This is a genomic window from Allopusillimonas soli (genome assembly GCF_004153445.1).
Lineage (GTDB): Bacteria > Pseudomonadota > Gammaproteobacteria > Burkholderiales > Burkholderiaceae_B > Allopusillimonas > Allopusillimonas soli.
This window is the reverse complement of record NZ_SDQC01000001.1, coordinates 964,717-986,815: the sequence shown is the minus strand read 5'-3', so window position 1 is coordinate 986,815 and position 22,099 is coordinate 964,717. Positions and strand designations below refer to the sequence as shown.

At 60.0% G+C, this 22,099-nt stretch carries 22 protein-coding genes; 16 read left to right on the top strand and 6 right to left on the bottom strand.

The genetic code is table 11. The features are described from left to right. Nucleotides 1–19: 19 nt before the first annotated feature. Together ERD78_RS04640 and yjgA are read right to left on the bottom strand one after the other, a co-directional pair. A complete protein-coding gene (locus tag ERD78_RS04640; RefSeq protein WP_129968057.1) occupies nucleotides 20–694 on the bottom strand; it encodes an alpha/beta hydrolase in 675 nt (224 codons plus the stop codon). Beyond that, nucleotides 691–1,281 (bottom strand): ribosome biogenesis factor YjgA, encoded by a 591-nt coding sequence (gene yjgA / locus ERD78_RS04635; protein WP_129968056.1) that lies wholly within the window; start codon nucleotides 1,279–1,281, stop codon nucleotides 691–693. The genes ERD78_RS04640 and yjgA overlap by 4 nt, the downstream gene beginning before the upstream one ends. Before the next feature lie 148 nt (nucleotides 1,282–1,429). Between yjgA and pmbA the strand changes: the two genes are divergently transcribed. From pmbA to ERD78_RS04610, 5 genes are all read left to right on the top strand, one after another. Continuing rightward, a complete protein-coding gene (pmbA, locus tag ERD78_RS04630) occupies nucleotides 1,430–2,806 on the top strand; it encodes a metalloprotease PmbA (protein WP_129968055.1) in 1,377 nt (458 codons plus the stop codon). Nucleotides 2,807–2,916: 110 nt separating this feature from the next. Next, nucleotides 2,917–4,014, top strand: a complete 1,098-nt coding sequence (locus tag ERD78_RS04625) for a TRAP transporter substrate-binding protein (RefSeq protein WP_129968054.1) — start codon at nucleotides 2,917–2,919, stop codon at nucleotides 4,012–4,014. 229 nt (nucleotides 4,015–4,243) lie between these two features. Further along, the gene (locus ERD78_RS04620; protein ID WP_129968053.1) at nucleotides 4,244–5,206 is read left to right on the top strand and encodes a Bug family tripartite tricarboxylate transporter substrate binding protein; all 963 of its coding nucleotides are present in this window, start codon (nucleotides 4,244–4,246) and stop codon (nucleotides 5,204–5,206) included. A gap of 88 nt (nucleotides 5,207–5,294) precedes the next feature. Then, on the top strand, nucleotides 5,295–6,077 hold the full coding sequence (locus ERD78_RS04615) for a citryl-CoA lyase (protein WP_129968052.1): 783 nt from the start codon (nucleotides 5,295–5,297) through the stop codon (nucleotides 6,075–6,077). Nucleotides 6,078–6,099: 22 nt separating this feature from the next. Beyond that, complete coding sequence (locus ERD78_RS04610) at nucleotides 6,100–7,269, top strand: CaiB/BaiF CoA transferase family protein (protein ID WP_129968051.1); 1,170 nt, start codon at nucleotides 6,100–6,102, stop codon at nucleotides 7,267–7,269. 54 nt (nucleotides 7,270–7,323) lie between these two features. Here the strand turns inward: ERD78_RS04610 and ERD78_RS04605 are convergent, their stop codons facing one another. Beyond that, the gene (locus ERD78_RS04605; RefSeq protein ID WP_129968050.1) at nucleotides 7,324–8,196 is read right to left on the bottom strand and encodes a LysR substrate-binding domain-containing protein; all 873 of its coding nucleotides are present in this window, start codon (nucleotides 8,194–8,196) and stop codon (nucleotides 7,324–7,326) included. A gap of 166 nt (nucleotides 8,197–8,362) precedes the next feature. Here ERD78_RS04605 and rplM point away from each other — a divergent pair, with 166 nt between their 5' ends. From rplM to erpA, 4 genes are all read left to right on the top strand, one after another. After that, nucleotides 8,363–8,791, top strand: coding sequence for a 50S ribosomal protein L13 (rplM, locus tag ERD78_RS04600; protein ID WP_129968049.1), 429 nt, complete (start codon nucleotides 8,363–8,365; stop codon nucleotides 8,789–8,791). 9 nt (nucleotides 8,792–8,800) lie between these two features. Next, nucleotides 8,801–9,193: a 30S ribosomal protein S9 gene (gene rpsI / locus ERD78_RS04595; protein ID WP_129968048.1), complete on the top strand. Its 393-nt coding sequence runs from the start codon at nucleotides 8,801–8,803 to the stop codon at nucleotides 9,191–9,193. Nucleotides 9,194–9,313: 120 nt separating this feature from the next. After that, a complete protein-coding gene (locus ERD78_RS04590) occupies nucleotides 9,314–10,066 on the top strand; it encodes a DUF6776 family protein (RefSeq protein WP_129968047.1) in 753 nt (250 codons plus the stop codon). 56 nt (nucleotides 10,067–10,122) lie between these two features. Further along, entirely contained in the window at nucleotides 10,123–10,497 is a 375-nt protein-coding gene (gene erpA, locus ERD78_RS04585; RefSeq protein ID WP_129968046.1) for an iron-sulfur cluster insertion protein ErpA, read from the top strand. Nucleotide 10,498: 1 nt separating this feature from the next. Here erpA and ERD78_RS04580 read toward each other — a convergent pair whose 3' ends face one another. Together ERD78_RS04580 and ERD78_RS04575 are read right to left on the bottom strand one after the other, a co-directional pair. Beyond that, nucleotides 10,499–11,623, bottom strand: a complete 1,125-nt coding sequence (locus ERD78_RS04580; RefSeq protein ID WP_129968045.1) for an anhydro-N-acetylmuramic acid kinase — start codon at nucleotides 11,621–11,623, stop codon at nucleotides 10,499–10,501. 31 nt (nucleotides 11,624–11,654) lie between these two features. After that, on the bottom strand, nucleotides 11,655–13,016 hold the full coding sequence (locus ERD78_RS04575; RefSeq protein ID WP_129968044.1) for a M23 family metallopeptidase: 1,362 nt from the start codon (nucleotides 13,014–13,016) through the stop codon (nucleotides 11,655–11,657). Between the two features lie 245 nt (nucleotides 13,017–13,261). On the opposite strand from ERD78_RS04575, the gene tyrS reads away from it, so the two are divergent. The 5 genes from tyrS (at nucleotide 13,262) to ribD (ending at nucleotide 18,392) form a co-directional block, all read left to right on the top strand. Beyond that, nucleotides 13,262–14,491, top strand: coding sequence for a tyrosine--tRNA ligase (gene tyrS / locus ERD78_RS04570; protein WP_129968043.1), 1,230 nt, complete (start codon nucleotides 13,262–13,264; stop codon nucleotides 14,489–14,491). 23 nt (nucleotides 14,492–14,514) lie between these two features. Next, complete coding sequence (locus tag ERD78_RS04565) at nucleotides 14,515–15,153, top strand: YbhB/YbcL family Raf kinase inhibitor-like protein (RefSeq protein WP_129968042.1); 639 nt, start codon at nucleotides 14,515–14,517, stop codon at nucleotides 15,151–15,153. 210 nt (nucleotides 15,154–15,363) lie between these two features. Then, entirely contained in the window at nucleotides 15,364–16,608 is a 1,245-nt protein-coding gene (gene glyA / locus ERD78_RS04560) for a serine hydroxymethyltransferase (protein WP_129968041.1), read from the top strand. Nucleotides 16,609–16,649: 41 nt separating this feature from the next. Continuing rightward, nucleotides 16,650–17,111 (top strand): transcriptional regulator NrdR, encoded by a 462-nt coding sequence (gene nrdR, locus ERD78_RS04555; RefSeq protein WP_129968040.1) that lies wholly within the window; start codon nucleotides 16,650–16,652, stop codon nucleotides 17,109–17,111. A gap of 123 nt (nucleotides 17,112–17,234) precedes the next feature. Next, a complete protein-coding gene (gene ribD, locus ERD78_RS04550; RefSeq protein WP_245152325.1) occupies nucleotides 17,235–18,392 on the top strand; it encodes a bifunctional diaminohydroxyphosphoribosylaminopyrimidine deaminase/5-amino-6-(5-phosphoribosylamino)uracil reductase RibD in 1,158 nt (385 codons plus the stop codon). On the opposite strand, the gene ERD78_RS04545 is transcribed toward ribD, so the two are convergent. Further along, the gene (locus tag ERD78_RS04545; RefSeq protein ID WP_129968039.1) at nucleotides 18,382–19,242 is read right to left on the bottom strand and encodes a PhzF family phenazine biosynthesis protein; all 861 of its coding nucleotides are present in this window, start codon (nucleotides 19,240–19,242) and stop codon (nucleotides 18,382–18,384) included. The two genes, ribD and ERD78_RS04545, sit on opposite strands and share 11 nt — an antisense overlap. A gap of 174 nt (nucleotides 19,243–19,416) precedes the next feature. Here ERD78_RS04545 and ERD78_RS04540 point away from each other — a divergent pair, with 174 nt between their 5' ends. Continuing rightward, nucleotides 19,417–20,436: a Bug family tripartite tricarboxylate transporter substrate binding protein gene (locus tag ERD78_RS04540; protein ID WP_129968038.1), complete on the top strand. Its 1,020-nt coding sequence runs from the start codon at nucleotides 19,417–19,419 to the stop codon at nucleotides 20,434–20,436. 55 nt (nucleotides 20,437–20,491) lie between these two features. Continuing rightward, nucleotides 20,492–22,078, top strand: coding sequence for a choline-sulfatase (gene betC, locus ERD78_RS04535; protein WP_129968037.1), 1,587 nt, complete (start codon nucleotides 20,492–20,494; stop codon nucleotides 22,076–22,078). Nucleotides 22,079–22,099 lie beyond the last annotated feature (21 nt).

Genomic DNA, 22,099 nt, shown 5'->3' with positions numbered 1-22,099 from the left:
TCTGGCGCGATGCTGGATCTCAGGCGAGAACGCGGCGCAGGAACGCGGAAATATCCATCACCTCTTCCAGGCACACCGAGTGGGGCATGGGGTAGGTGTGCCATGCCACCTTGTATCCCATGGCGGTCAGTGCGGCTCTCGATGCCTCGGCGCGGTTCAGCGCCACAACTGGATCCATGACGCCGTGCGCCAGGAAAATAGCTGTGTCCTGATTTGCCTGGCTGCGTTCCGCAGGGGTGAGGTCGGCCAGCGGCAGATAGCCCGACAGCCCGATGAGCCCCGCCAGGGTCGATTCCAGTCTCAGGCCGGTTTGCAGGGCAATGGCGCAGCCTTGGGAAAAGCCCGCGAGTACCATGTGCTCGTAAGCAATGCCGCGGTCGTTTTCCCGTTTAAGCAAGGCTTGCACTTGTTGCTGCGAGGCGCGCAGGCCGGCTTCGTCCTCGCGCCGCACCAGATCGAACGCCAGAATGTCGTACCAGGCACGCATGACCATGCCTTGGTTGATTGTGACCGGACGCATGGGCGCGTGGGGAAAGATGAACCGGATGTCCGGCAGTCCGTCCAGCTTCAGTTCGGGAACCAGCGGCGCGAAATCATTGCCATCGGCGCCCAGGCCGTGCAGCCATATCACGGCGCGCTGTGGGTTGGGGCCTGTTTCGATCTCTATGCACTCAAGCGGCGGCGTGGCGCTCATGAACTGTTTCCTTCCAATGACTTGAGCGCCTGGAAAAGCGCCCGGTAATGTTTGCGTTTCGGCTCGCGGCCAGGCGGCAGGCCTGCATTTGCCGCGGCTTCCTTGCGCGCTTCCCGTATGATGGTGCGCAGCGCCTGCACATCCGTGCCCGGGTGTGCGCGCAGGAACGGCGTGAGCGCCTCGTCGTCCTTCAGCAACTGGTCGCGTAGCGCTTCCAGGCGATGCATGGAAGCGGTCTGCTGGCGGGATCCGTATTTCCATGTGTCCAGCTGTGCTCGGATGGCTGGCGCATCCACGTCGCGCATCAGCTTGCCCACATAATGGATCTGGCGCCTGCGGCCTTCGCGGCTTGTCGTGCGTTGTGCCAGCAGGATGGCTTCATACAGTCGATCCGGAAGCGGCAGTTGGCGAAGTTGCGTGGCCGCCAGGTCGACGAGTTCCTTGCCCAGCTGCTGCAGTGCGTGCATTTCGCGTTTAACCTGGGACTTGCTTGGGCGCTCGTTGGCGCTCTCCGCGCTGGCCGGTGCGGTGCCTGGCTGGCCGTCCGGATCAGCACCAGGGTGCACATCGATGGTATCTGACGTCATGAAAGCAAAAATTATGTCGGCGAATTAGCTATGATAACCGTCTGTCCGGTCGTGCGCGCCGTGGCGGCCAGTTCCGGGCCCGCCGCACGCGCCATCGTCCTACCCTTTTTTGCCTTCGATTCCTCTCGAGGCCGTCCAGATCATCTCAATGAACGATTCAACCTCTTCTTCCTTGCCTATCACTCAGAACCAGGCGCTCTTTCGGGAACTTGTCTCCGACGCGCTGGCTCACGCCAGATCGCTCGGCGCCTCCGACGCGGCGGCGGAAGTATCGGAAAGCCGGGGCCTGTCGGTGTCGGTGCGAAACGGCGACACCGAAACCGTGGAGCAAACCCAGGACCGCTCTCTGGATCTCACCGTCTTTGCCGGCAAGCGCCGCGGCTCCGCCTCGACATCCGATTTTTCCCCCAAGGCCCTGCGCGAAACGGTCGAAGCCGCCTGGCATATCGCCCGTTACACGGCGGAAGATCCAGCCGCCGGCCTGCCCGATGCTGAGGATCTTGCCGGCATCCAGGATAGCCAGACCGATCTGGCGCTGCATCACCCATGGAAGATCGACGCGGAAAAAGCGGCTGCCCTGGCTATTCGCGCCGAGCGGGCGGCGCACGATCTGAGCCCGCTCATTACCAATACCGACGGCGCCTCGGTGGATACCTACGAAGGCCATTTTGTGCTGGGCAATACCCGGGGCTTCATGGGAGGGTATCCCTATTCACGGCACGGCTTGTCCGTGGCGCCTATTGCCGGAAAGGGCAATGGCATGCAGCGCGACTACTGGTACAGCGCTGCGCGGGATGCCGCCCGGCTTGCTGATCCGCAGGCCCTGGGCCGCTATGCGGCCGAGCGCACACTGGCGCGCCTGTCTGCGAGACGCATCAAAACCGGGCGCTTTCCGGTCCTCTTCGAGGCGCCGCTTGCCGTTGGGCTGCTGGGCGCCCTGGTCCAGGCCTGCAGCGGCGGCGCCCTCTATCGCAAGGCCAGCTTTCTGGTCGATGCCCTGGGCAAGCCGGTCATGGCGGATCATATCGATATCTTCGAAGATCCTCATGTGCCCGGCGGTATGGGCAGCTCATGCTTCGATAGCGAAGGCGTGCGCACGGCGGCGCGCGACGTCGTGTCCGCGGGTGTGCTGCAGGGCTATTTTCTGTCCAGCTACACCGCGCGCAAGCTCGGCATGCGCACCACGGGCAATGCGGGGGGCTCGCACAATCTACGCCTCGCATCGCGTCTTGCACACCCCGATGACGACTTCCGCGCCATGTTGCGCAAGCTCGACACGGGCCTCCTGGTGACCGAACTCATCGGACAGGGCGTCAACTATGTCACGGGAGATTATTCCAGGGGCGCATTCGGCTATTGGGTCGAGAAAGGCGAAATTCGCCACGCTGTGCAGGAAATCACCATTGCGGGAAACCTGGCCGATATGTTCCGTCAGATCGTTGCGGTGGGCGCTGACGAGATCACGCGCGGCGCCAAGACCACAGGCTCCATCCTGATCGGCCAAATGGCCATAGCGGGGCTGTAAAGCACGTCCCATGCCCTGTTCAGGCTTACAGGAACTGATACAGGGTGTAATATTCGCGGTGGCAGTGTGACCCACTGTATAAAACACTCAAATCCAAAGGAGAGCATTTCATGCAGCGCCGTTCATTCCTCAAAAAGGCCAGTCTGGGCGCCGTCGCGGGCACGACATTGGCCACGCCTGTGTTTGCACAGAGCAACCCTAAGATCAACTGGAAGATGACCACGACGTATTCGCCGTCGTTGCCGCCGCTCTACAATACGGCGGATACCTTCTGCAAGATGGTGAATGAAGCGAGCGGCGGCAACTTCTCCATACGCCTGTATCCCGCCGGCGAGATCGTGCCGGGCTATGGCGTCATGGATGCGGTCAGCAACCGCACTGTTGAAGCAGGCCAGACCGCCTCCTATTATTATTACGGCAAGGATCCTTCCTTCTGCTTCGATACCGCCGTGCCATTCGGCCTGAATACCCGCCAGATGAACGCCTGGATGTACGAGGGTGATGGCCTGAAGCTCATGCGTGAGCTGTTCGCGCCCCGCCATATCATCAACTTCCCGCTGGGCAATACAGGTACCCAAATGGGGGGCTGGTATCGCAAGGAAATCAAATCCATTGACGACCTCAAGGGCCTCAAGATGCGTACGGCGGGTTTTGCGGGCGAGGTACTGTCGCGCATGGGCGTCGTGCCACAGCAAATCCCTCCGGGCGATATTTATCCCTCGCTGGAGAAAGGCACGCTGGATGCGGTCGAGTTCGTGGGCCCCGTCGACGATGAAAAACTCGGCTTCCAGAAAGTGGCCAAGTACTACTATTATCCGGGCTGGTGGGAAGGTTCCGCACAGGTCTCCCTGTACGTGAACGATGCCGCCTATAACGAACTGCCCAGCGCCTATCAGTCGCTTATTGACACGGCATCCCGCGCTGCTGGTTCGCGCATGGTATCCGACTACGATGCACACAACCCGGCCGCGCTGCGTCGGCTCATTGCCGGCGGCGCCGTGCTCAAGGCTTTCCCTCGCGACGTCATGGATGCGTCCTTCAAGACCGCCAACGAGGTCTATAAAGACTTCTGCGACAAGGATCCCAACTTCAAGAAGATTCACGACAACTATATGTCGTTCCGAGACAGCGTTGTGCCCTGGTTCCGTGTGGCCGAAGGCTCTTACGACAACTACCTGGGCATAGCCTTGGCGAACCGCAAGAAATAAGACGCAGCGCGCCGCGCCCCGGCGTGGCGAAATCCTGCCAATGTGCCCTGAAGGGCCGCCATGCAGCGCGTGGCGGCCCTTTTTCCATTCAAGCTCTCCCGCCGATATGATCGCGATGATATTTTTCAATCGATGACATCGATTGTTTTGATTGTTATTAATCATTTTTATATGTGATTTAGGCTGCGTAGAATGCGTGGCAATACAACACCAAGACAGGAGAGAGACAATGAAACTATCCTTGGCTGCAGCCTTCCTGGCTGCGAGCGTCATTGCGGGACCCGCATCCGGCGCGTTCCCTGACAAGCCCATTCGCATGGTCGTCCCCTTCGGGCCAGGCACGTCCACAGACACCACAGCACGGCTTATTGCCGACAGCCTGGCCAAGAAGCTGGGCCAGCCAGTCGTGGTCGAGAACAAACCGGGAGCCGGTGGTGCCATTGGGATCGATATGGTCGCCAAGGCTGAACCCGACGGCTATACCCTGGGTTTCGGCACAGTCGGCACATTCGCGATCAACAAGGGACTCTACAGTTCCTTGCCCTACGATCCGGTCACCGATTTCACCTATCTCGCCATGCCCGGCTACACACCCACCCTGCTGGTGGTTGGGAAGGCATCCCCCTACACCTCCCTGGCAGCGCTTATCGATGATGCGAAACAGCGGCCCGACAAGATTGCCTTCGCCTCGGCCGGCAATGGCACATCGGGGCATCTGGCCGGAGAGTTGCTCAAGGAAATGGCCGGCGTGTCCATGCTGCATGTTCCCTACAAGCAGGGCGCCCAAGCGCTGACGGATACGATGAGCGGTCAGGTGTCGTTCATGTTCTATCACCCGGTGGTCGTGATGCCGCACGTCAAGGCCGGCGAACTGCGAGCCTTAGCAGCAAGCTCCAGCAAGCGATCATCGCTGGCGCCGGACGTGCCCACCATCTCCGAGTCGGGATACAAGGATTTTGATCTCACTGCCTGGTACATGCTGGCCGCACCAGCCAATCTTCCGGACGACGTGCGCCGCAGATTGCTGGAGGCATCGAACAAGGCGGTGCATGATCCCGCCGTGACATCGGCCCTGAAGAAGCAAGGCCTGGAAGGGGGGCCGCTTCCAGAAGACCAATTGTCCGCTTTCGTCAACGACGAGATCAAGAAATGGGCTGGCGTCATCAACGCCGCGGACGCCCGCATCGACTGACACGAACCGCGAAGGGTGGGCGCCCGCCTACGGGTTCCATCCACGCGGGAACATCGCGCATGCAACAGGTATCACATAGGTGCACAACATGAGAATAGGAAAGCAGGATCAGCCGTTTACCGCCATCTCCACTTCGGACGCGGCGTCGATAACGGTCCGGGGCAAGGATCTTTGTGCCGACCTCATCGGCAAGATGAGCTTTACCGACTACTTCTATTTCATGCTCACCGGCGCGCCGCCCTCTGAATTGCAGCGCTATTTTCTGGATGCGCTATTGCTGTCCATTGCCGAACATGGCCTGGTGCCCAGCGTACAGGCTGCACGCATGACATACGTGGCTGCACCCGAAGCGCTGCAGGGCGCAGTGGCGGCTGGATTGCTGGGCTGCGGTTCCGTGGTGCTCGGCAGCGCCGAGGCTTGCGGACGGCTTCTGCATGCGTTGGTGGGCACGGCGCAGGAGACCGGACAGCCATTCGAGCGTGTCGCAGCCGAAGCGCTGGCCGGCATGAAGGCGGAGGGCAGGTCGATCCCGGGCTTCGGCCATCCTCAACATTCCGCGGGCGACCCGCGCGCAGCCACCTTGCTGGAGCTGGCTGGCGCGCGGCAGGCCTATGGCGATCATTGCCGCATGCTGCATACCCTGGAGCAGTGCATGGCAGATGCCGTCGGGCGTGCGCTGCCTATCAATGTGTCGGGCGCCATTCCAGCCGTCGCCCTGGATGTCGGCTTTCCTCTAGCCGCGCTCAAGGGTATTCCCATATTGGCGCGCACGGCCAGCCTTATTGCGCATCTGAACGAAGAAGCCTCCCGCCCCATAGGCTTCGTCATGTCCCATCTGGCGGCGCAGGGCATTCGTTACGACGGGCAATGACATCAGAAGTGGTGGAGCAGGGATGATAAAAGTACTGGATGGAATCAAGGTCATTGATCAGGGCACCTTCATAACAGGGCCCGCAACGGGTATGTTGCTGGCGGACTTGGGCGCAGAGGTGATCAAGGTCGAACAGCCGGGCAAGGGAGACCCGTTCCGCGCATTCAAGAATGGCCTGTACAGCCCGCATTTCCAGACCTACAACCGGAATAAACAGAGCATCGCGCTCGATACGCGGGATCCCGCCGACTTGGCAACCTTCGACGCGCTTATCGAGGCGGCGGATGTTTATATCCAGAATTTCCGGCCGGGCGCCGCGGACAGGCTCAATGCGGGCGCCGACCGGCTGCGTCAGATCAATCCGCGCCTGATTTACTGCGCCATCAGCGGTTTCGGTTCCACCGGTCCGGCCGCGCATCGGCCGGCATACGATTCCGTGGCCCAGGCGGCCAGCGGGCTGCTGCAGCTTCTGGTCAATCCCGGCAACCCCAGGGTGACCGGCCCGGCCCTGGCCGATGCCATTACAGGTATGTATGCGGCGCAGGGAATAATGGGCGCACTGCTCGAACGCTCACGAAGCGGTCATGGCCACAAGGTCGAGGTATCCATGCTGGAAGCCATGTGTCATTTCAACCTCGATGCCTTCACGCACTTTTACTCTATGGGCGAAGTCATGGGCCCGTACAGCAGGCCGCGCGTGTCGCAGTCCTATGTCTTTGAATGCGCCGACGAGAAATGGATCGCATTGCATATGTCCTCCCCCCTTAAATTCTGGGATGGCCTGGCACGCGCCATAGCGCAGCCTGCGCTGCTGGAGGACCCCCGGTTTGCCGACCGGAGCGGCCGTATTGAGCACCAGGAAGACTTGATCGAGATTCTTGGCGGGATCTTCAGGAAGCACGACCGCACCTATTGGTGCCGGGCGCTGGAGGAGCAGGATGTGCCTTATTCGCCCATGTACGATGCGAGCGAGGCGCTGCGGGATCCCCAGGCACTGCATCTGGGCCTGACAGTGACGGGTGAGCACGCAACCATGGGCACCTTCAGAACGGTGCGCTGCCCGATTTCCTTCGATGGCGAGCGTATGCGCGAGGTGGAGCCGCCTCCACTACTCGATGAGCAGCGTGATCAAATACTGGCCGGTCTGGCCAAAGCGGGCAGTGGCGGCCGGGGAAGCGGCGGACGTGGCTGAGCCGTGTTGATTGCCTGGGCTCGCCAGGGTGCTAAGGCAAGCCATCGCGCCGGTTCAGCGGTTTTCCTTGACCAGTCTGGCGAATTCCAGGGCGATCTTTGGATAATGCCTGTTCTTCTTCCACAGAAGGGCGGCCGTGCGGGTGGGGGCGGGGTCCTGGAGAATGATTTTATGGAGACCCGCTTCGTCGGGGATGGCCCGTTCGGAGAGAATGGCCGCCACGGGGTGGTGGCGGATGAGACTGAGGATGGGTCCGACGGTGTTGGCCTCCGCGACGATCAGCGGTTCGATGCGCGCCTTGCGAAAGTGTCCATCCAGCATCTTGCGCGTGGCGTAGCCTTTTGACAGCAGGATCAGCGGCTGGTTGTGCAGCTCCACCATTCGGACGCGTTTTCGCGACGCCAGCGCATGTAGCTTGCTGACGACAAGTACCAGGGCCTCTGTGAACAGCGGCTCGGACCACAAACCTTCATGGCTGGCTGGTGTGTAGGCGATGCCGATGTCCAGCCGTTCGTCCAGGAGGCCAGCCTCGATGTCGTGGGCGGAGAGCTCCTGGAGGTCCAGCCGGACGAGGGGAAACTCCTTCACAAACGGCACCAAGTACTGGCCCAGCGCTTTCACTGAGAATGTGTGCGTGGATCCTATGCTGAGCGTGCCGGTCAGGGGCTGCGCCAGCGAGCGGATGCCTCTGATCGTATCATCTATGCCCTCGACCGCCCTGTTTGCGCCTTCCAGCAGGTACTGGCCGGCATGGGTCAGGGAAATGGATTTACCCTCGCGCCTGAACAGCGGCGTGCCAATTTCGTCCTCCAACTGCTTGATCTGATGGGACAGGGTCGATTGGGTGATATACAGCTTCTCCGCCGCACGGGTGAAGTTCAGCGTGTCGGCGAGGACACGGAAATAACGCAGATGTCGCAGTTCCATGATGCTGGGGCCGGCCTTCCCGGGGAAATAGTGCGGTCGCAATGGAAAATTTCCACCAATATGTTATTATGATCGACTTTTCCGGATGTTTGTACGGGCAACGAACAATGCCTAGACAGGTTAGTAGCGCCGGGAAACCTTCAAATTTTTATATTTAGGACCCATCATGAAGACCTTTGTGGCCAAGCCGCATGAAGTCAAGCGTGACTGGTACGTGATCGACGCCAAGGGCAAAGTCCTGGGCCGTGTGGCCAGCGAAGTCGCACGCCGCCTGCGTGGCAAGCACAAACCAGAATTCACGCCCCACGTTGATACCGGCGATTACATCGTCATTATCAACGCCTCGGAAATCGTCGTTACGGGCAATAAGCGCGAAGACAAAAAGTACTTCCGCCACTCCACTTACCCGGGCGGTATCACGGAAACCAACTTCCGGAAGATGCAGGAGCGTTTTCCCGGCCGTGCCATCCAGAAAGCCGTCAAGGGCATGCTCCCCAAGGGGCCTCTGGGTTACGCCATGGCCAAGAAGCTGAAGATATACGCCGGCGCGGAGCATCCGCATACGGCTCAGCAACCCAAGCCGCTGGATTTCTAAGGACAGGTCATGATCGGTAACTGGAATTATGGAACTGGCCGCCGCAAGACGTCGGTGGCTCGCGTGTTCCTCAAAAAAGGATCGGGCAACATTGTCATCAATGGCAAGCCCGTTGACGAGTACTTCGCCCGCGAAACCGGCCGCATGGTCGTTCGCCAGCCTCTGGTGCTTACAAATCATCTCGAATCGTTCGACTTCCATGTCAACGTGCACGGCGGCGGCGAGAGCGGCCAGGCTGGTGCGGTTCGTCACGGCATCACCCGCGCGCTCATCGATTACGACGAGTCGCTCAAGTCATCGCTGAAACAAGCTGGCTATGTCACGCGCGATGCCCGCGAGGTCGAGCGCAAGAAGGTCGGCTTCCACAAGGCGCGTCGCCGTAAGCAGTTCAGCAAACGCTGATCCGCCTGTCTGGCCTGTATTGGCCTGTCAAGACAGCAGGGCCCCCGGCATGCCGGGGGCTTGTGCCGTTTGGACGCATGCCAAGGGGAACCGAACAAGGGGCCTCGGGTCTATGTTTTCATGACAAGCAAGCAAATCGATACCGCCACAGGCCGGCGCGGCGCCGGCCTGTGGCTGGCTGTTTTGGCTCTGATCCTGGGCCTGGCACTAGGCGCTGCAGGTGGACGTTACTGGTTCAAGGCGCAGGCACTTAGCCGCTACGATGCCTTGAAACAGCAATTGGAAGGGGATCTGGTCAGCGCACGTGCCCAATTGGCCGAATCCCAAGCCCGTGTCGACGCACTCACCGGCAATCTCATGGTCGAGGAAAGCACGCGCAAGGGCCTGGAAACAACCCTGACTCGCGTTCAGGCCGATCTGGGGCAAGCCAACGAAAAATTGGCTTTCTTTCATCAGCTTTTTCCTCCAGGACCAGCGGGCGCCGTCAGTGTGCGGGCCCTCACAATGGAATGGCAGGGCGCAAACCTGAGCTACAGGGCGTTGTTCATGCGAAATGCCCTGCAGGCACCCACATTTCAGGGGCGCATTCAGTTTGTTGCCAAGGGGTCGCGGGACGGAAAACCCGCCAGTGCGGTGCTATTGCCCGCGCAAGGCGCCCCCCAGAACCAAGCGGTCGATTCCGATGCCAAGGATGAGCCTGCCGAAGACGACACGGACGCGTTCACACTGCATTTCGACGAGTTTCAGCGCAGTGCGGGACTTTTGGCGGTGCCTGACGGCTTCACGCCCGAAAGTGTCACGCTGAACGTGCTGGAGGGGGATACCCTGCGGGTATCGCGTAGCATCAAGCTGGACCCCGCTCCCACACCGTAGTGTTATAGTAGTTTCATATGCATGGCGCAGCACTTTGCGCCGCGACGGAGTACCCCATGACCACGAGCACGCTTATTGAATCCGCCGACCTTCAGGCGCCTCCCTCTCCGCTCATCTTCACCGACGCAGCGGCTGCCAAGGTCAAAGAGTTGCTGGATGAAGAGGGCAATCCCGAGCTCAAGCTGCGCGTTTTTGTGCAAGGAGGCGGCTGTTCCGGCTTCCAATACGGTTTTACTTTCGATGAAACCGTCAACGACGACGATACCACCATCGACAAGGAAGGCGTTCAGTTGCTGGTAGACCCCATGAGCTTCCAGTATCTGGTCGGTGCGGAAATCGACTACAAAGATGATCTGGACGGTGCGCAGTTTGTTATCCGCAACCCCAACGCCACGTCCACTTGTGGCTGCGGTTCTTCATTCACGCCCTGATTCACTTCCGGCGCTCAGCCATGCCAGGATAGCGGCATCCCAGTATTGTGGCATGGGCCGCGCCGGTCACGGCCGGCAGGCCGGCTGGCAGGCCTTCGTCATGCGCCCAGGCCAGCCAGGCGAATGCCAGGGCTTCCACCCATTCCACTGGCACGCCCACCTCTGAAGTAGGGCGGACCGCGCAATTCATCGCCTTGTGAAGCGCTGCCATAAGGCAGGGGTTTTTTGCCCCGCCGCCGCATACCAGCACCTCTTGTGTTGCCGGCGCTTGTGCGAGAATCGCCTGGGCGGCGCTATGCGCGGTGAAATCGACCAATGTGGCCTGGATGTCGGCATCTGACAGGCCTTGGCTGCCGAACGCCTGCAACTGATTGTGCAGCCAGGCGCTATTGAACATATCTCGCCCTGTGGATTTGGGTGGCGGCAAACTAAGCCAGGGCTCGGAGGCAAGCAGATGGGCCAGAAGGGCGGGGCTGGATGTGCCTGTGCGGGCCCAGGCGCCGTCGGCGTCAAATGGCAGCCCTTTTTTTTCGGTGATCCACGCATCGAGCAACACATTGGCTGGCCCGGTATCGAATCCGCGTACGGGATGCTGCGCATCGGCGTCAAGGAGGGTAGCGTTGGCGATGCCGCCCAGATTCAGGACTACGCAGGGTGCCTGTGCGCCGAACAGCGCCTGATGAAACGCGGGTACCAGCGGGGCACCCTGCCCGCCAGCGGCGATGTCGCGCGAACGAAAATCGGCAATGACGTCCACGCCGGTGCGCTCGGCCAAGTGAGCGGGTGCGTTGATCTGGATGGTATACCCTGCAGCCGGATCGTGGCGCACGGTTTGTCCGTGTGCGCCAATGGCGCGAACACGCTGGGCGTCAATGCCGGCCCGCTGCATCAGCGCCGCGCAGGCTTGCGCGTACAATGCCGCCAATTGCAGCCCCGCGCGCGCGGCGCGGTCGAGTTCATTGTCGCCGGGATCATTCAGGGATAGGAACGCCGTCCGCAGGGACGGCGACATGGGCAATGAAACGCTGGATAGCACGTGTGGCTGCATTGGCCTGGAAAAATCGGCCAGCACACCGTCGACCCCGTCGGTGCTGGTTCCCGACATGAGACCGATGTAATACGACATTGTCACGCCTGCTGGGCTGACTGGCCCGCCGTCAGCGGCTGGCCAGCCTGGTGGTTTCGCTGTCGCCACGCGCCACCAGGTCGATATGGTCTCGATAGCGGGCAACCATGGTTTCGAAGGCCTGCATCTGATGTGGATCGAGCGTCCGAGCGACGGGCAGATCGACGGACAATGGGTCGACCTGTTTGCCGTCTATGCGGAATTCATAATGCAGATGTGGCCCGGTGGCCCATCCTGTGGCGCCCACATAGCCAATGATATCGCCCTGGGAAACCTTGTCGCCCTTGCGCAAGCCCTTGGCGAACCGGCTTTGATGGCCGTAAAGCGTGCTGTAGTCGCCCCAATGCTTGAGGACGATGACATTGCCGTAGCCGCGCTGCTTGCCAATAAAGGATACAACCCCGTCTGCCGTGGCGTGAATGGGTGTGCCGGTGGGTGCCGCGTAGTCCACCCCTTTGTGCTGGCGCCAGCTTCCGCGAATGGGGTGCTTGCGCATTCCGAATGTGGAGCTGATGCGTGTGAACTTGATGGCATTGCGCAGAAAGGCGCCTTTGAGGCTGTGGCCGTTGAAGTCGTAGTAACTGCCGTTGCCGCCGTCAGGCGCGAACCAAACCGCTTCGTAGACCTTGTCCTTGTTTTCGAACTCCAAGGCCAGGATGCGGCCTGCGCCAACTTCCTGGCCTTGGTAGGCATAAGATTCGTACACCACACGGAAGCGGTCGCCGCGGCGCAGGTCGCGAAGGAAATCGACCTTGCTTCCAAGAATATCGGTCATCTGCATGGTGACCGAGTCCGGGATGCCGGCAGCATCCGTGGCGCCGAACAGGGAGCTGTTTATCTGACCCTCGGCCACGTGGACCTGGGTGGCGGCGACCTCGCTACGCTCTTCGGCGACATAGCCGCCGTTGTCGGGGCGGATTTCCAGCCAGCGGGCGAGATATTTGCCGTCCTTTTCTCCGTCGCCGTGGTTGTATCGCAGCCATACCATGCGACCGTCGGCGTCGAGCGCAGCCTGCACGGTGCGCCCGGGGTACAGCTTATAGATAGCGCGAGCGTTCTTGTTGCGAACAAGGAAAGACTGCAGCCCCGGCTCGTCGATTTGCAGGCGCTGCAGCAACGCGGCGAGCGTGTCGCCGCGCCGGATCTCGGTTTCGCTGATGTAGGGCTGTTCGGATGTGCCGCTGGCAAGCGGTTGGGGGGCGGGAAGCAGAAGGGTTTGTGTGGCCTGGTAAAGCGCGGGAGGTTCGGGCGGCTTGACGACCGCCAGTGCGGCGGCGGTGGCAAACAGGCCCAGGGCGATCAGTACGAGGCCATTGCGAAAAAAGTGGTGAGGGCGGTGCGCGCGAGTAATCTCGCGATAAGAGGGAGTTCCGGTTTTCCCTTTTTCGAACATAAAAACTAGTACCTGGAAATTGCGCGTTGAAAAAAAGCGGATACGACCGGACCTTGGCAGCTGGCCGGTGCCGCCGAACAATACCTTGTACCCGTGTTTTGTAGCTATGCGCTCTGATAAGATGGCGTCGGATGCCGCAACGAGATGCGTTCGACTGCCTGCAGGTTTTGCGCTTGCACGCTATGCTAGCGTATTCAGTTCAGTTTTTCGAGCACTTTTTTCACATTTTCTTTACAAACTTGTCTATGTCGTCCACCGAAGCCCCTATGAGTCCCCAGGTTGAGAGCGATCTGCAGGTGGCCAGACGCGGTTGCGATGAGCTGCTCGTCGAGGCAGAGTTCGCCCGCAAATTGGCCCGCAGTCGTGAAACGGGCAAACCCCTGCGGATCAAACTGGGGCTGGATCCCACTGCGCCCGACATCCATCTGGGTCATACCGTCGTCCTGAACAAGATGCGCCAGTTGCAGGACCTGGGCCACACTGTCATTTTCCTCATCGGGGACTTCACCTCCATGATCGGTGATCCCAGCGGGCGCAATGCCACCCGGCCCCCGCTCACCGCCGAGCAGATCCATGAAAATGCAAAAACCTATTATGCCCAGGCCAGCCTGGTGCTGGATCCGTCCCGTACCGAGATTCGTTACAACTCCGAATGGTGCGATCCCCTTGGCGCGCGCGGCATGATACAGCTGGCGTCCCGCTATACAGTGGCACGCATGATGGAGCGCGAGGACTTTACACGCCGTTTCAAGGGAGGCATTCCCATTTCGGTGCATGAATTCCTGTATCCGCTTATGCAAGGATACGATTCCGTGGCGCTTAAGGCCGATCTTGAACTCGGTGGCACCGACCAGAAATTCAACCTGTTGGTGGGGCGCGAGCTGCAGAAGGAATATGGGCAAGAGCCGCAGTGCATTCTGACCATGCCCTTGCTCGAGGGCACCGATGGCGTGGACAAAATGTCCAAGTCCAAGGGCAACTATATCGGTATCACGGAGGCGCCTGAGTCCATGTTCGGCAAACTTATGTCGATCTCGGATACGCTTATGTGGAAGTATTACGAACTGCTGTCTTTCCGCTCCATGAATGATATCGTTGCACTACAGGCTCAGGTGAGCGAGGGCATGAATCCGCGGGACGCCAAGGTCATGCTGGCCCAGGAGATTGTCGAACGATTTCACAGCCGCAAGGCTGCCGAGGATGCGCTGGCTGCCTTCGAGGCCCGCTTCCGGGACGGCGCCATCCCGGACGACATGCCAGAGATCCGGCTTCCGGGCGCGCCATTAGGTATTCTCAAGGTGCTGCGCCAGGCCGGGTTGGCATCCTCTGGGTCCGAGGCCCAGCGCAATGTGGAGCAGGGGGGCGTTCGCGTCGACGGTGGCCGCATCGAGGACAAGGCCCTCCAACTGCCCGTGGGTACGTATGTCGTGCAGGTGGGCAAACGCAAATTCGCCCGTATCACGCTCACTGGTTGAACCCCTTACTTCAGGAGTACGTTATGCAACTGACCAGCAAGTCTTTTACGGACAACGCAACGCTGCCCGAGCGCTACGCCTTTGGCAAGATAGACCCGCAGGCTCATGTGGCGCTGGCAGGCAACGTCAATCCGCAGCTGGCCTGGACAGACGTTCCAGCCGGCACGCAGTCCTTCGTCGTCATCTGCCACGATCCGGATGTGCCCAGCAAGCCCGATGACGTCAATCAAGAGGGCCGCGAAATTCCAGGCGATCTGCCGCGCGTCGATTTTTATCATTGGGTGCTTATAGATATTCCGGCTTCCAACACCGAAATCGCGGAAGGCGCGTATTCCGATGGCATAACGCCTCGAGGCAAGGCCGGGCCCCTGGCTCTTGATGGCACGCGTCAGGGCGTCAACGACTATACCAATTGGTTTGCGGCAGACCGCGATATGAATGGCGATTACTTCGGCTACGATGGACCTTGCCCGCCCTGGAACGATTCCCTGCCACACCATTACATATTCACCGTTTATGCCCTCGATATTCCGGAGCTGCCCTTCGAAGGCAAATTCACTGGCGCAGATGCCATCAAGGCCATGCAGGGCCATATCCTGGGGCAGGCGTCGATCACAGGCATCTACAGCCTGAACCCCCGCATTGCCGGAAAGCAGGCATAGTGCGTGGCAAGGCCCGGCACTGGCCGGGCCGCCCTGCATGAGAAGCGCTCAGGCAATGCTTGAGCCTTTTTCATTATGGATGGCGGCGGCGTCTTTTCGGGGCCGCTGATACCGGAAAAGGTCCGCAATTTGGCGCGGTTTCGCCGGCATTCGGGCTAAAATGTCTTGTTTTGTCTACGTCCCGCCTTATTTTTCTTCCAGGAACCCCGCATGTTTGACCGTTCTCGCACCCTTGATCAAGCCGACCCCGACGTCTGGGCCGCCGTCCAGAAAGAAAATGTCCGCCAGGAGCAGCACATCGAACTGATTGCCTCCGAAAACTACACCAGCCCGGCGGTCATGCAAGCCCAGGGCACACAACTCACCAATAAATATGCCGAAGGCTATCCGGGCAAGCGCTATTACGGTGGCTGCGAGTACGTCGATATTGTGGAGCAGTTGGCCATCGACCGCCTGAAGCAGATTTTCGGCGCCGAAGCCGCCAATGTGCAGCCGAACTCGGGCTCGCAAGCCAATCAGGGGGTATACATGGCTGTCCTCAAGCCGGGTGATACCGTGCTTGGCATGAGCCTGGCAGAAGGGGGCCATCTTACGCATGGCTCGCCCGTCAACGCATCGGGCAAGCTGTACAACTTCCTGTCATACGGCCTGGATGCCAATGAAGAGCTCGATTACGACCAGCTCGAGAAGCTCACGAAGGAACATAAGCCGAAGCTGATCGTTGGAGGAGCGTCGGCCTATGCATTGCGCATCGATTTCGAGCGCATGGCGCGCATTGCGCACGAAAATGGCGCGCTGTTCATGGTGGACATCGCGCACTATGCCGGTCTGGTGGCCGGCGGCGCCTATCCCAATCCGGTGCCGCATGCCGATTTCGTCACCTCCACTACGCATAAGTCCCTGCGCGGTCCGCGCGGCGGCGTCATCATGATGAAAGCCGAGTTCGAGAAGGCGATCAACTCCGCCATTTTTCCCGGCATTCAAGGCGGTCCGCTCATGCACGTCATCGCCGCAAAGGCGGTGGCCTTCAAGGAGGCCCTCGCGCCCGAGTTCAAGCAATATGCCGCCCAGGTTGTGAAGAATGCCGATGTGCTGGCACGCACATTGGTTCAGCGCGGATTGCGCATCGTGTCTGGTCGCACTGAAAGCCACGTCATGCTGGTTGATCTTCGCGCCAAGGGTATTACCGGCAAGGAAGCCGAGGCGGTCCTCGGCCAGGCGCATATCACGGTCAACAAGAACGCCATACCGAACGATCCCGAGAAGCCGTTTGTCACCAGCGGCGTCCGCCTGGGAACACCTGCCATGACAACCCGCGGATTCAAGGAGGCCGAGGCCGAGCTCACGGGCAACCTCATCGCCGATGTGCTCGATAATCCGCGCGACGAAGCGAATATCGCCGCCGTTCGCACCCGGGTCGACGCGCTGACTGCCCGTCTTCCGGTTTATCGCTGATAAAAACGCCCCTGTCGCAGGGGGCAGGGGGCTGGCCAGCCATGAAATGCCCGTTTTGCAGCAGCTTCGACACGCAGGTCATCGATTCGCGCGTTTCCGAAGAAGGCGATACCATCCGCAGGCGGCGCCGCTGCACCGCCTGTGATCGGCGCTTCACGACCTACGAGCGAGCCGAGCTGGTCATGCCGGCAGTGGTAAAACGCAACGGTACGCGCGTGGAATTCGATGTCCACAAGCTGCGCGGCAGTCTGAGTCTGGCCCTGCGAAAGCGGCCGGTCAGCACCGAGCAGGTCGATGCGGCTGTCGACCGCATAGAAGAAAGCCTACTGGTCAGCGGACAGCGCGAAGTGGAGTCGGATCGCATCGGCGAATTGGTCATGGCCGAACTCAAGAAACTCGATCAAGTGGCATATGTGCGTTTTGCCTCGGTTTACAAAAGCTTTGAAGATATCGGAGAGTTCGTCAAAGCCATCGACGAAATACAGGTCAGTCCGCGCAACTGAACGGGCGAGGCCACACAGGCGCGGTAGCGCCGCACGGATGACGAAGCCGCGCTCGGGTCCGCTGCTTGCTCGCGGCCTGACTGTCGTTGGCTCTTGCAATCCGGCCTGGGGAGAATCACGCTTATGCAGCCTTTAAACGATTCTGCGCCGCCCCTGGAAGGGGACACCGATATTCGCTGGATGCGCCGCGCACTGGCGCTGGCCGAAACCGTGCTTTACGTCACGTCGCCCAACCCGCGCGTGGGCTGCGTCATTGTCCGTGATGGCGTGCTGCTGGCCGAGGGCGCAACCCAGAAGGCGGGCGGTCCGCACGCGGAAGTCATGGCTTTGCGCCAGGCTCGCGAGCGTGGCATCGATATCGCGGGAGCCACCGTCTATGTGTCTCTGGAGCCATGCAGCCACCATGGTCGCACGCCCCCCTGCGTGGATGCGCTGATCGAAGCTAAGCCTTCGCGCGTGGTCATCGCCATGCATGATCCCAATCCCCTCGTGGGAGGGCGCGGCGTGGCCCGCTTGCGGGCAGCGGGTATAGATGTTGCCATAGGTGTTCTCGCAGAAGAATCCCTGGCATTGAACCCGGGTTTCGTGGCGAGAATGGCGCGCGGCACGCCTTGGCTATGGCTCAAGCTGGCTGCCTCCCTGGACGGGCGCATTGCCTTGTCGAATGGCCAATCACAGTGGATTACCGGCAGCGCGGCGCGCGCGGATGGCCATCATTGGCGCGCCCGCAGCTGTGTGGTGTTGACGGGTTCGGGAACCGTGCTGGCTGACGATCCCCATCTCGGAGTACGCGAGGTCAGTACGCCACGCCAGCCCGTGAAGGCAGTCGTGGATACGCGGTTCGAGGTGAACGAGCAGGCGCGGTTGTTTGATGGCTCGCGCGTCTGGATATTCACATGCACGCACAATGCTGAGAAGGCGGCACGCCTGGCGGACCGCAATGCCCTGGTTGTGGAGCTGCCGGACAGTGGCGGTAGAGTGGATTTGGCGGCGATGATGCGCTGGATGGGGGCTCACGATATTAACGAGATACACGTCGAGGCTGGCTCGCGCCTAAGCGGTGCTTTGCTCCAGGCCGACTGTGTGGACGAGCTGCTGCTGTACATGGCTCCCATGCTTGTTGGGCCTGGCCTGGATATGTTGCGCCTGCCCGCCTTGCAGGATCTGGCGCAGGCCTGGCGGTTTGCATTTACGGATGCCCGGGCAATAGGCCCGGACTTGAGGCTGAATGCGCGCCATGCCGGCCGCTGGTCGGCGCTGCTGAGCGCGATTACAGATTGACCGTGCCCCGGCCCAGTTCGATGACGCGGCCTCCTACCTGAATTTCCTGTGCTTCATTCACGCGAAGATGCAGCTGGCAAGGGCGTCCCACAGCCTGTCCCTGGCTGACGTGGTAGCTGGCTGGAAGCGGACGGGCATTGAGCAGCAGCCAGCCGCCCAGATTCGCGCAGGCGGAGCCCGTACCGGGATCCTCTTCGACGCCGCCGCCCTGTTTGGTAAAAAAATAACGGGAAAGCACTTCTCCTCGTGTGGGTGCGTCGAGTGCGAACACATAAGCCGTTTTGCGCCCCAGGCTGCTCGCTGGCCAGCGATCCAGGCGTGTGCTGTCGGGCGCCGCACGGCGCACTGCCTCGGCGGTGCGCACGGGTATCAACAGCTGGTCCGCTCCTGTATCGACCCATATGGGCTCGCCGGCCAGATCATCGGGCCGCAGCCCCAGCAAGCCAGCCATCTCGGTCTGCGGCAGCGGCTCGGCGCGCGCCCGCGGCATGCCGACATGGGGCGCGGTGAAGGTCCACCTGCCGTCTTCGGCCCAAACGGGCACGATGCCCGCCTTGAATTCCAATGTCAGCCGGTCGCCCGTATTCATCAGGTCGCGAACGACGTGCGCCGTCCCCAATGTTGGGTGGCCGGCAAATGGCATTTCATACCCAGTGGTGAAAATGCGCACACGCGCCGCCGCCTGCTCTGAAGGAAAGATAAATGTGGTTTCCGACAGATTGAACTGCAGCGCCAGGGCCTGCATGGTGGCCTCGTCCAAGCCATTGGCATCTTCGAAAACACACAAGGGGTTTCCATGGAAAGTGGCGTCGGCAAATACGTTGAGCAGGCGGAAGGCGTAGGATTTCATGGGGAAGTTTCAGAAGGATGTTGAAAGAGATGGCGTAAATCTGGAGCCTGCAGTCATCATTTTTTCCTATAGGCGCGTTCAGATTTCCCTATTTTCTCTCGAAGTTGTATTCGTCTTACCATCGATTCATCGCAAGATAACACGTTACCTTCGGCGGGAAGCGGGAGACGAGAAATGGCCAAAGCCAAAAAGAATGACTGTGCGGTTGATAGCGCTGGTGTGCATGAAAAACGGCGTCGTCTGCTCACTGTTGCCGGCGGTATGGTCGCGTGGGCTGCGCTTCCTCACCTCTCTTGGGGTGCGAGCCATTACCCGCAGAGTGCGATCACTCTTGTGGTGCCTTTCACGCCCGGGGGGCCGGTGGACATATCCGGTCGCACGATTGGATCGGCCTTGACGTCGAGGCTCGGACAGTCGGTGGTCATCACCAACAAGGCCGGTGCAGGAGGGAGCATCGGTGCCGCCGAAGTATCGCGTGCCCAACCCGATGGCTATCAATTGCTGCTCGCGCTGGATTCCATCATGACGGTCAATCCGACCTTCTATCGAAACAGGGATTATTCTGCGCAAGCGCTGGAACCAATCGGCATGGTAGGAGAATTATCAAGCGTATTGGTGGTGAACTCGAAATCACCAATCCGCTCGGTAGGGGATTTCATCAGCCATGCTCGCAAGACAGTGATGATGTCTGGGTCAGGCGGCAATGGAACGGCGGGTCATTTATATGCGGAATGGCTGAAGCGAGACTTCGGCCTGAAGCTCGAACATGTTCCTTACAAGGGCCTGGCACCCGCCGTGAAGGATTTGCTCGCGGGCGATATAGATTGCATTGTTGCGTTAATTCCTGGCGTATTGCCGCATATTCGTGCGGGGTCATTGAGGGCGCTGGGGCTTACCTCGCCGCGGCCACAAGTCCTGCTGCCAGATCTGCAGCCGTTGTCCGCGCAGGGGTTGACCGGATTCCAGGGTGCATCGTGGCTTGCCGTGATGGCGCCAAGAGGCATTGCACCAAATACCGTGTCTGTACTGGCTGATGCGCTTGCCGCCGCTGTGCAGGATCCGGCGGCCGTTGAACGTCTGCAAAGTGTGGGTATCGATCCCTTTTTCCAGGATGCCGCGCAGGTGCGCGCACGCATTGCGCGTGAATCCAGCCAATGGCAAACACTTCTGGCCCAAATGAAGGGAAGTGCTTGAAAAACATGGCAGAAAGCACTGCCCAAGATTATCACAACACTTTCATGAGGCCGGAATGAAAGGCAGTTCCTCCCCGAATATTCTATTTCTCATGGCTGATCAATTGACAGCCTTTGCGTTGCGTCTGTATGGGAATTCAGTTTGTCGCACGCCGAACATAGACCGATTGGCGAAACGAGCCACACTGTTTACCAGTATGTACTGCAACTTTCCATTGTGCGCACCTTCCCGTGTTGCAATGCTGACAGGCCGCTTGCCCAGTGAAGTGGGCGTGTATGACAACGCGTCGGAGTTTCCCGCGGATACGCCTACCTTTCTGCATTATCTCAAACTGGCTGGCTACTCCACTGTTCTTTCCGGCAAGATGCATTTTGTCGGGCCTGATCAGCAGCACGGCTTTCAGGAAAGATTGACGACGGATATCTATCCGTCCGATTTCGGGTGGACGCCTGACTGGCGGCAGGAGGTTCCGATTGCGCCGACAGGCATGAATATGCGCAGTGTTGTGGAGGCTGGAGTGTGTCGGCGCAGCATGCAGCTTGACTACGACGACGACGTGGTGAATCGCGGAATTCAGAAGATTTATGACCTGGGCAGGCTGCATCGCGACCATCCTTTCTTCCTGGGTATTTCACTGACTCACCCACATAATCCTTATGTTTCCACTGGCGAGTATATGGATCTGTACCGCCGAACAGAAATAGACATGCCCGTCGTGCGGCCCATCCCGTTCGAAGAGCAGGACGCGCATAGTCAGCGTCTTTGGTTCATGTTTCGTCAGGACGAGTATAAGGTCACGGACGAGCATGTGCGGACTGCGAGACATGCCTATTATGCGATGGTCAGCTATGTGGATGCTCAGGTAGGGCGTATTCTGGAAGCGCTGGAAGCCATGGACCTGGACGACTCAACAGCGGTAATCCTGACCTCGGATCATGGCGATATGCTTGGCGAGCGTGGGCTTTGGTACAAGTGGTCGCATTTTGAGCATGCCGTACGGATACCATTGCTTGTGTCGCTGCCAGGGCAGACTCATGCTCGCGTGGAAAGCGCATTGGCTTCACTAGTCGACATCTTTCCGACGCTGATGGATATCGCCGGCATTGACAGCCATCGCAGCCAGCTCGCCAAGATGGATGGCCGCTCGTTGTTTCCTTTCCTGAGTACAACGGAAGGACACGAGTGGACTGTTGACGATAGCCCAGCGGTCTATGGAGAGATGAATGGCGAGGGGGCTCATGCGCCGTGCTTGATGGTGCGGTCGGGCAAGTGGAAGCTGATTGCATCAGAAGGAGACCCTCCTCTTCTGTACAACCTGGAGGATGATCCGCATGAGATCCGCAATTTGGCGCAAGCGCATGGCTTCGCCGCCGAACGAGAGCGGCTGATGCAGCTTATGCAGGCGCGCTGGGATTCGAAAGCCTTGCGTGAGCGCATTATTGAAAGCCAAAAACGGCGGCACCTTATACAGAGAACGCTTTTGACTGGCGATTACCGTGCTTGGGATTACCAGCCCCGGCAGGACGCGTCGAAACTATACGTCCGCGCAGGTGCACAGTCGAGTCCTTCTGTCGTAAAGGGGCGATTGCGCTATCCCAATGTAACGCCAACCGCCCCGGATACTCCCCGTTCCGACACTTGAGCGGGCAGGCCCATCTAGGAG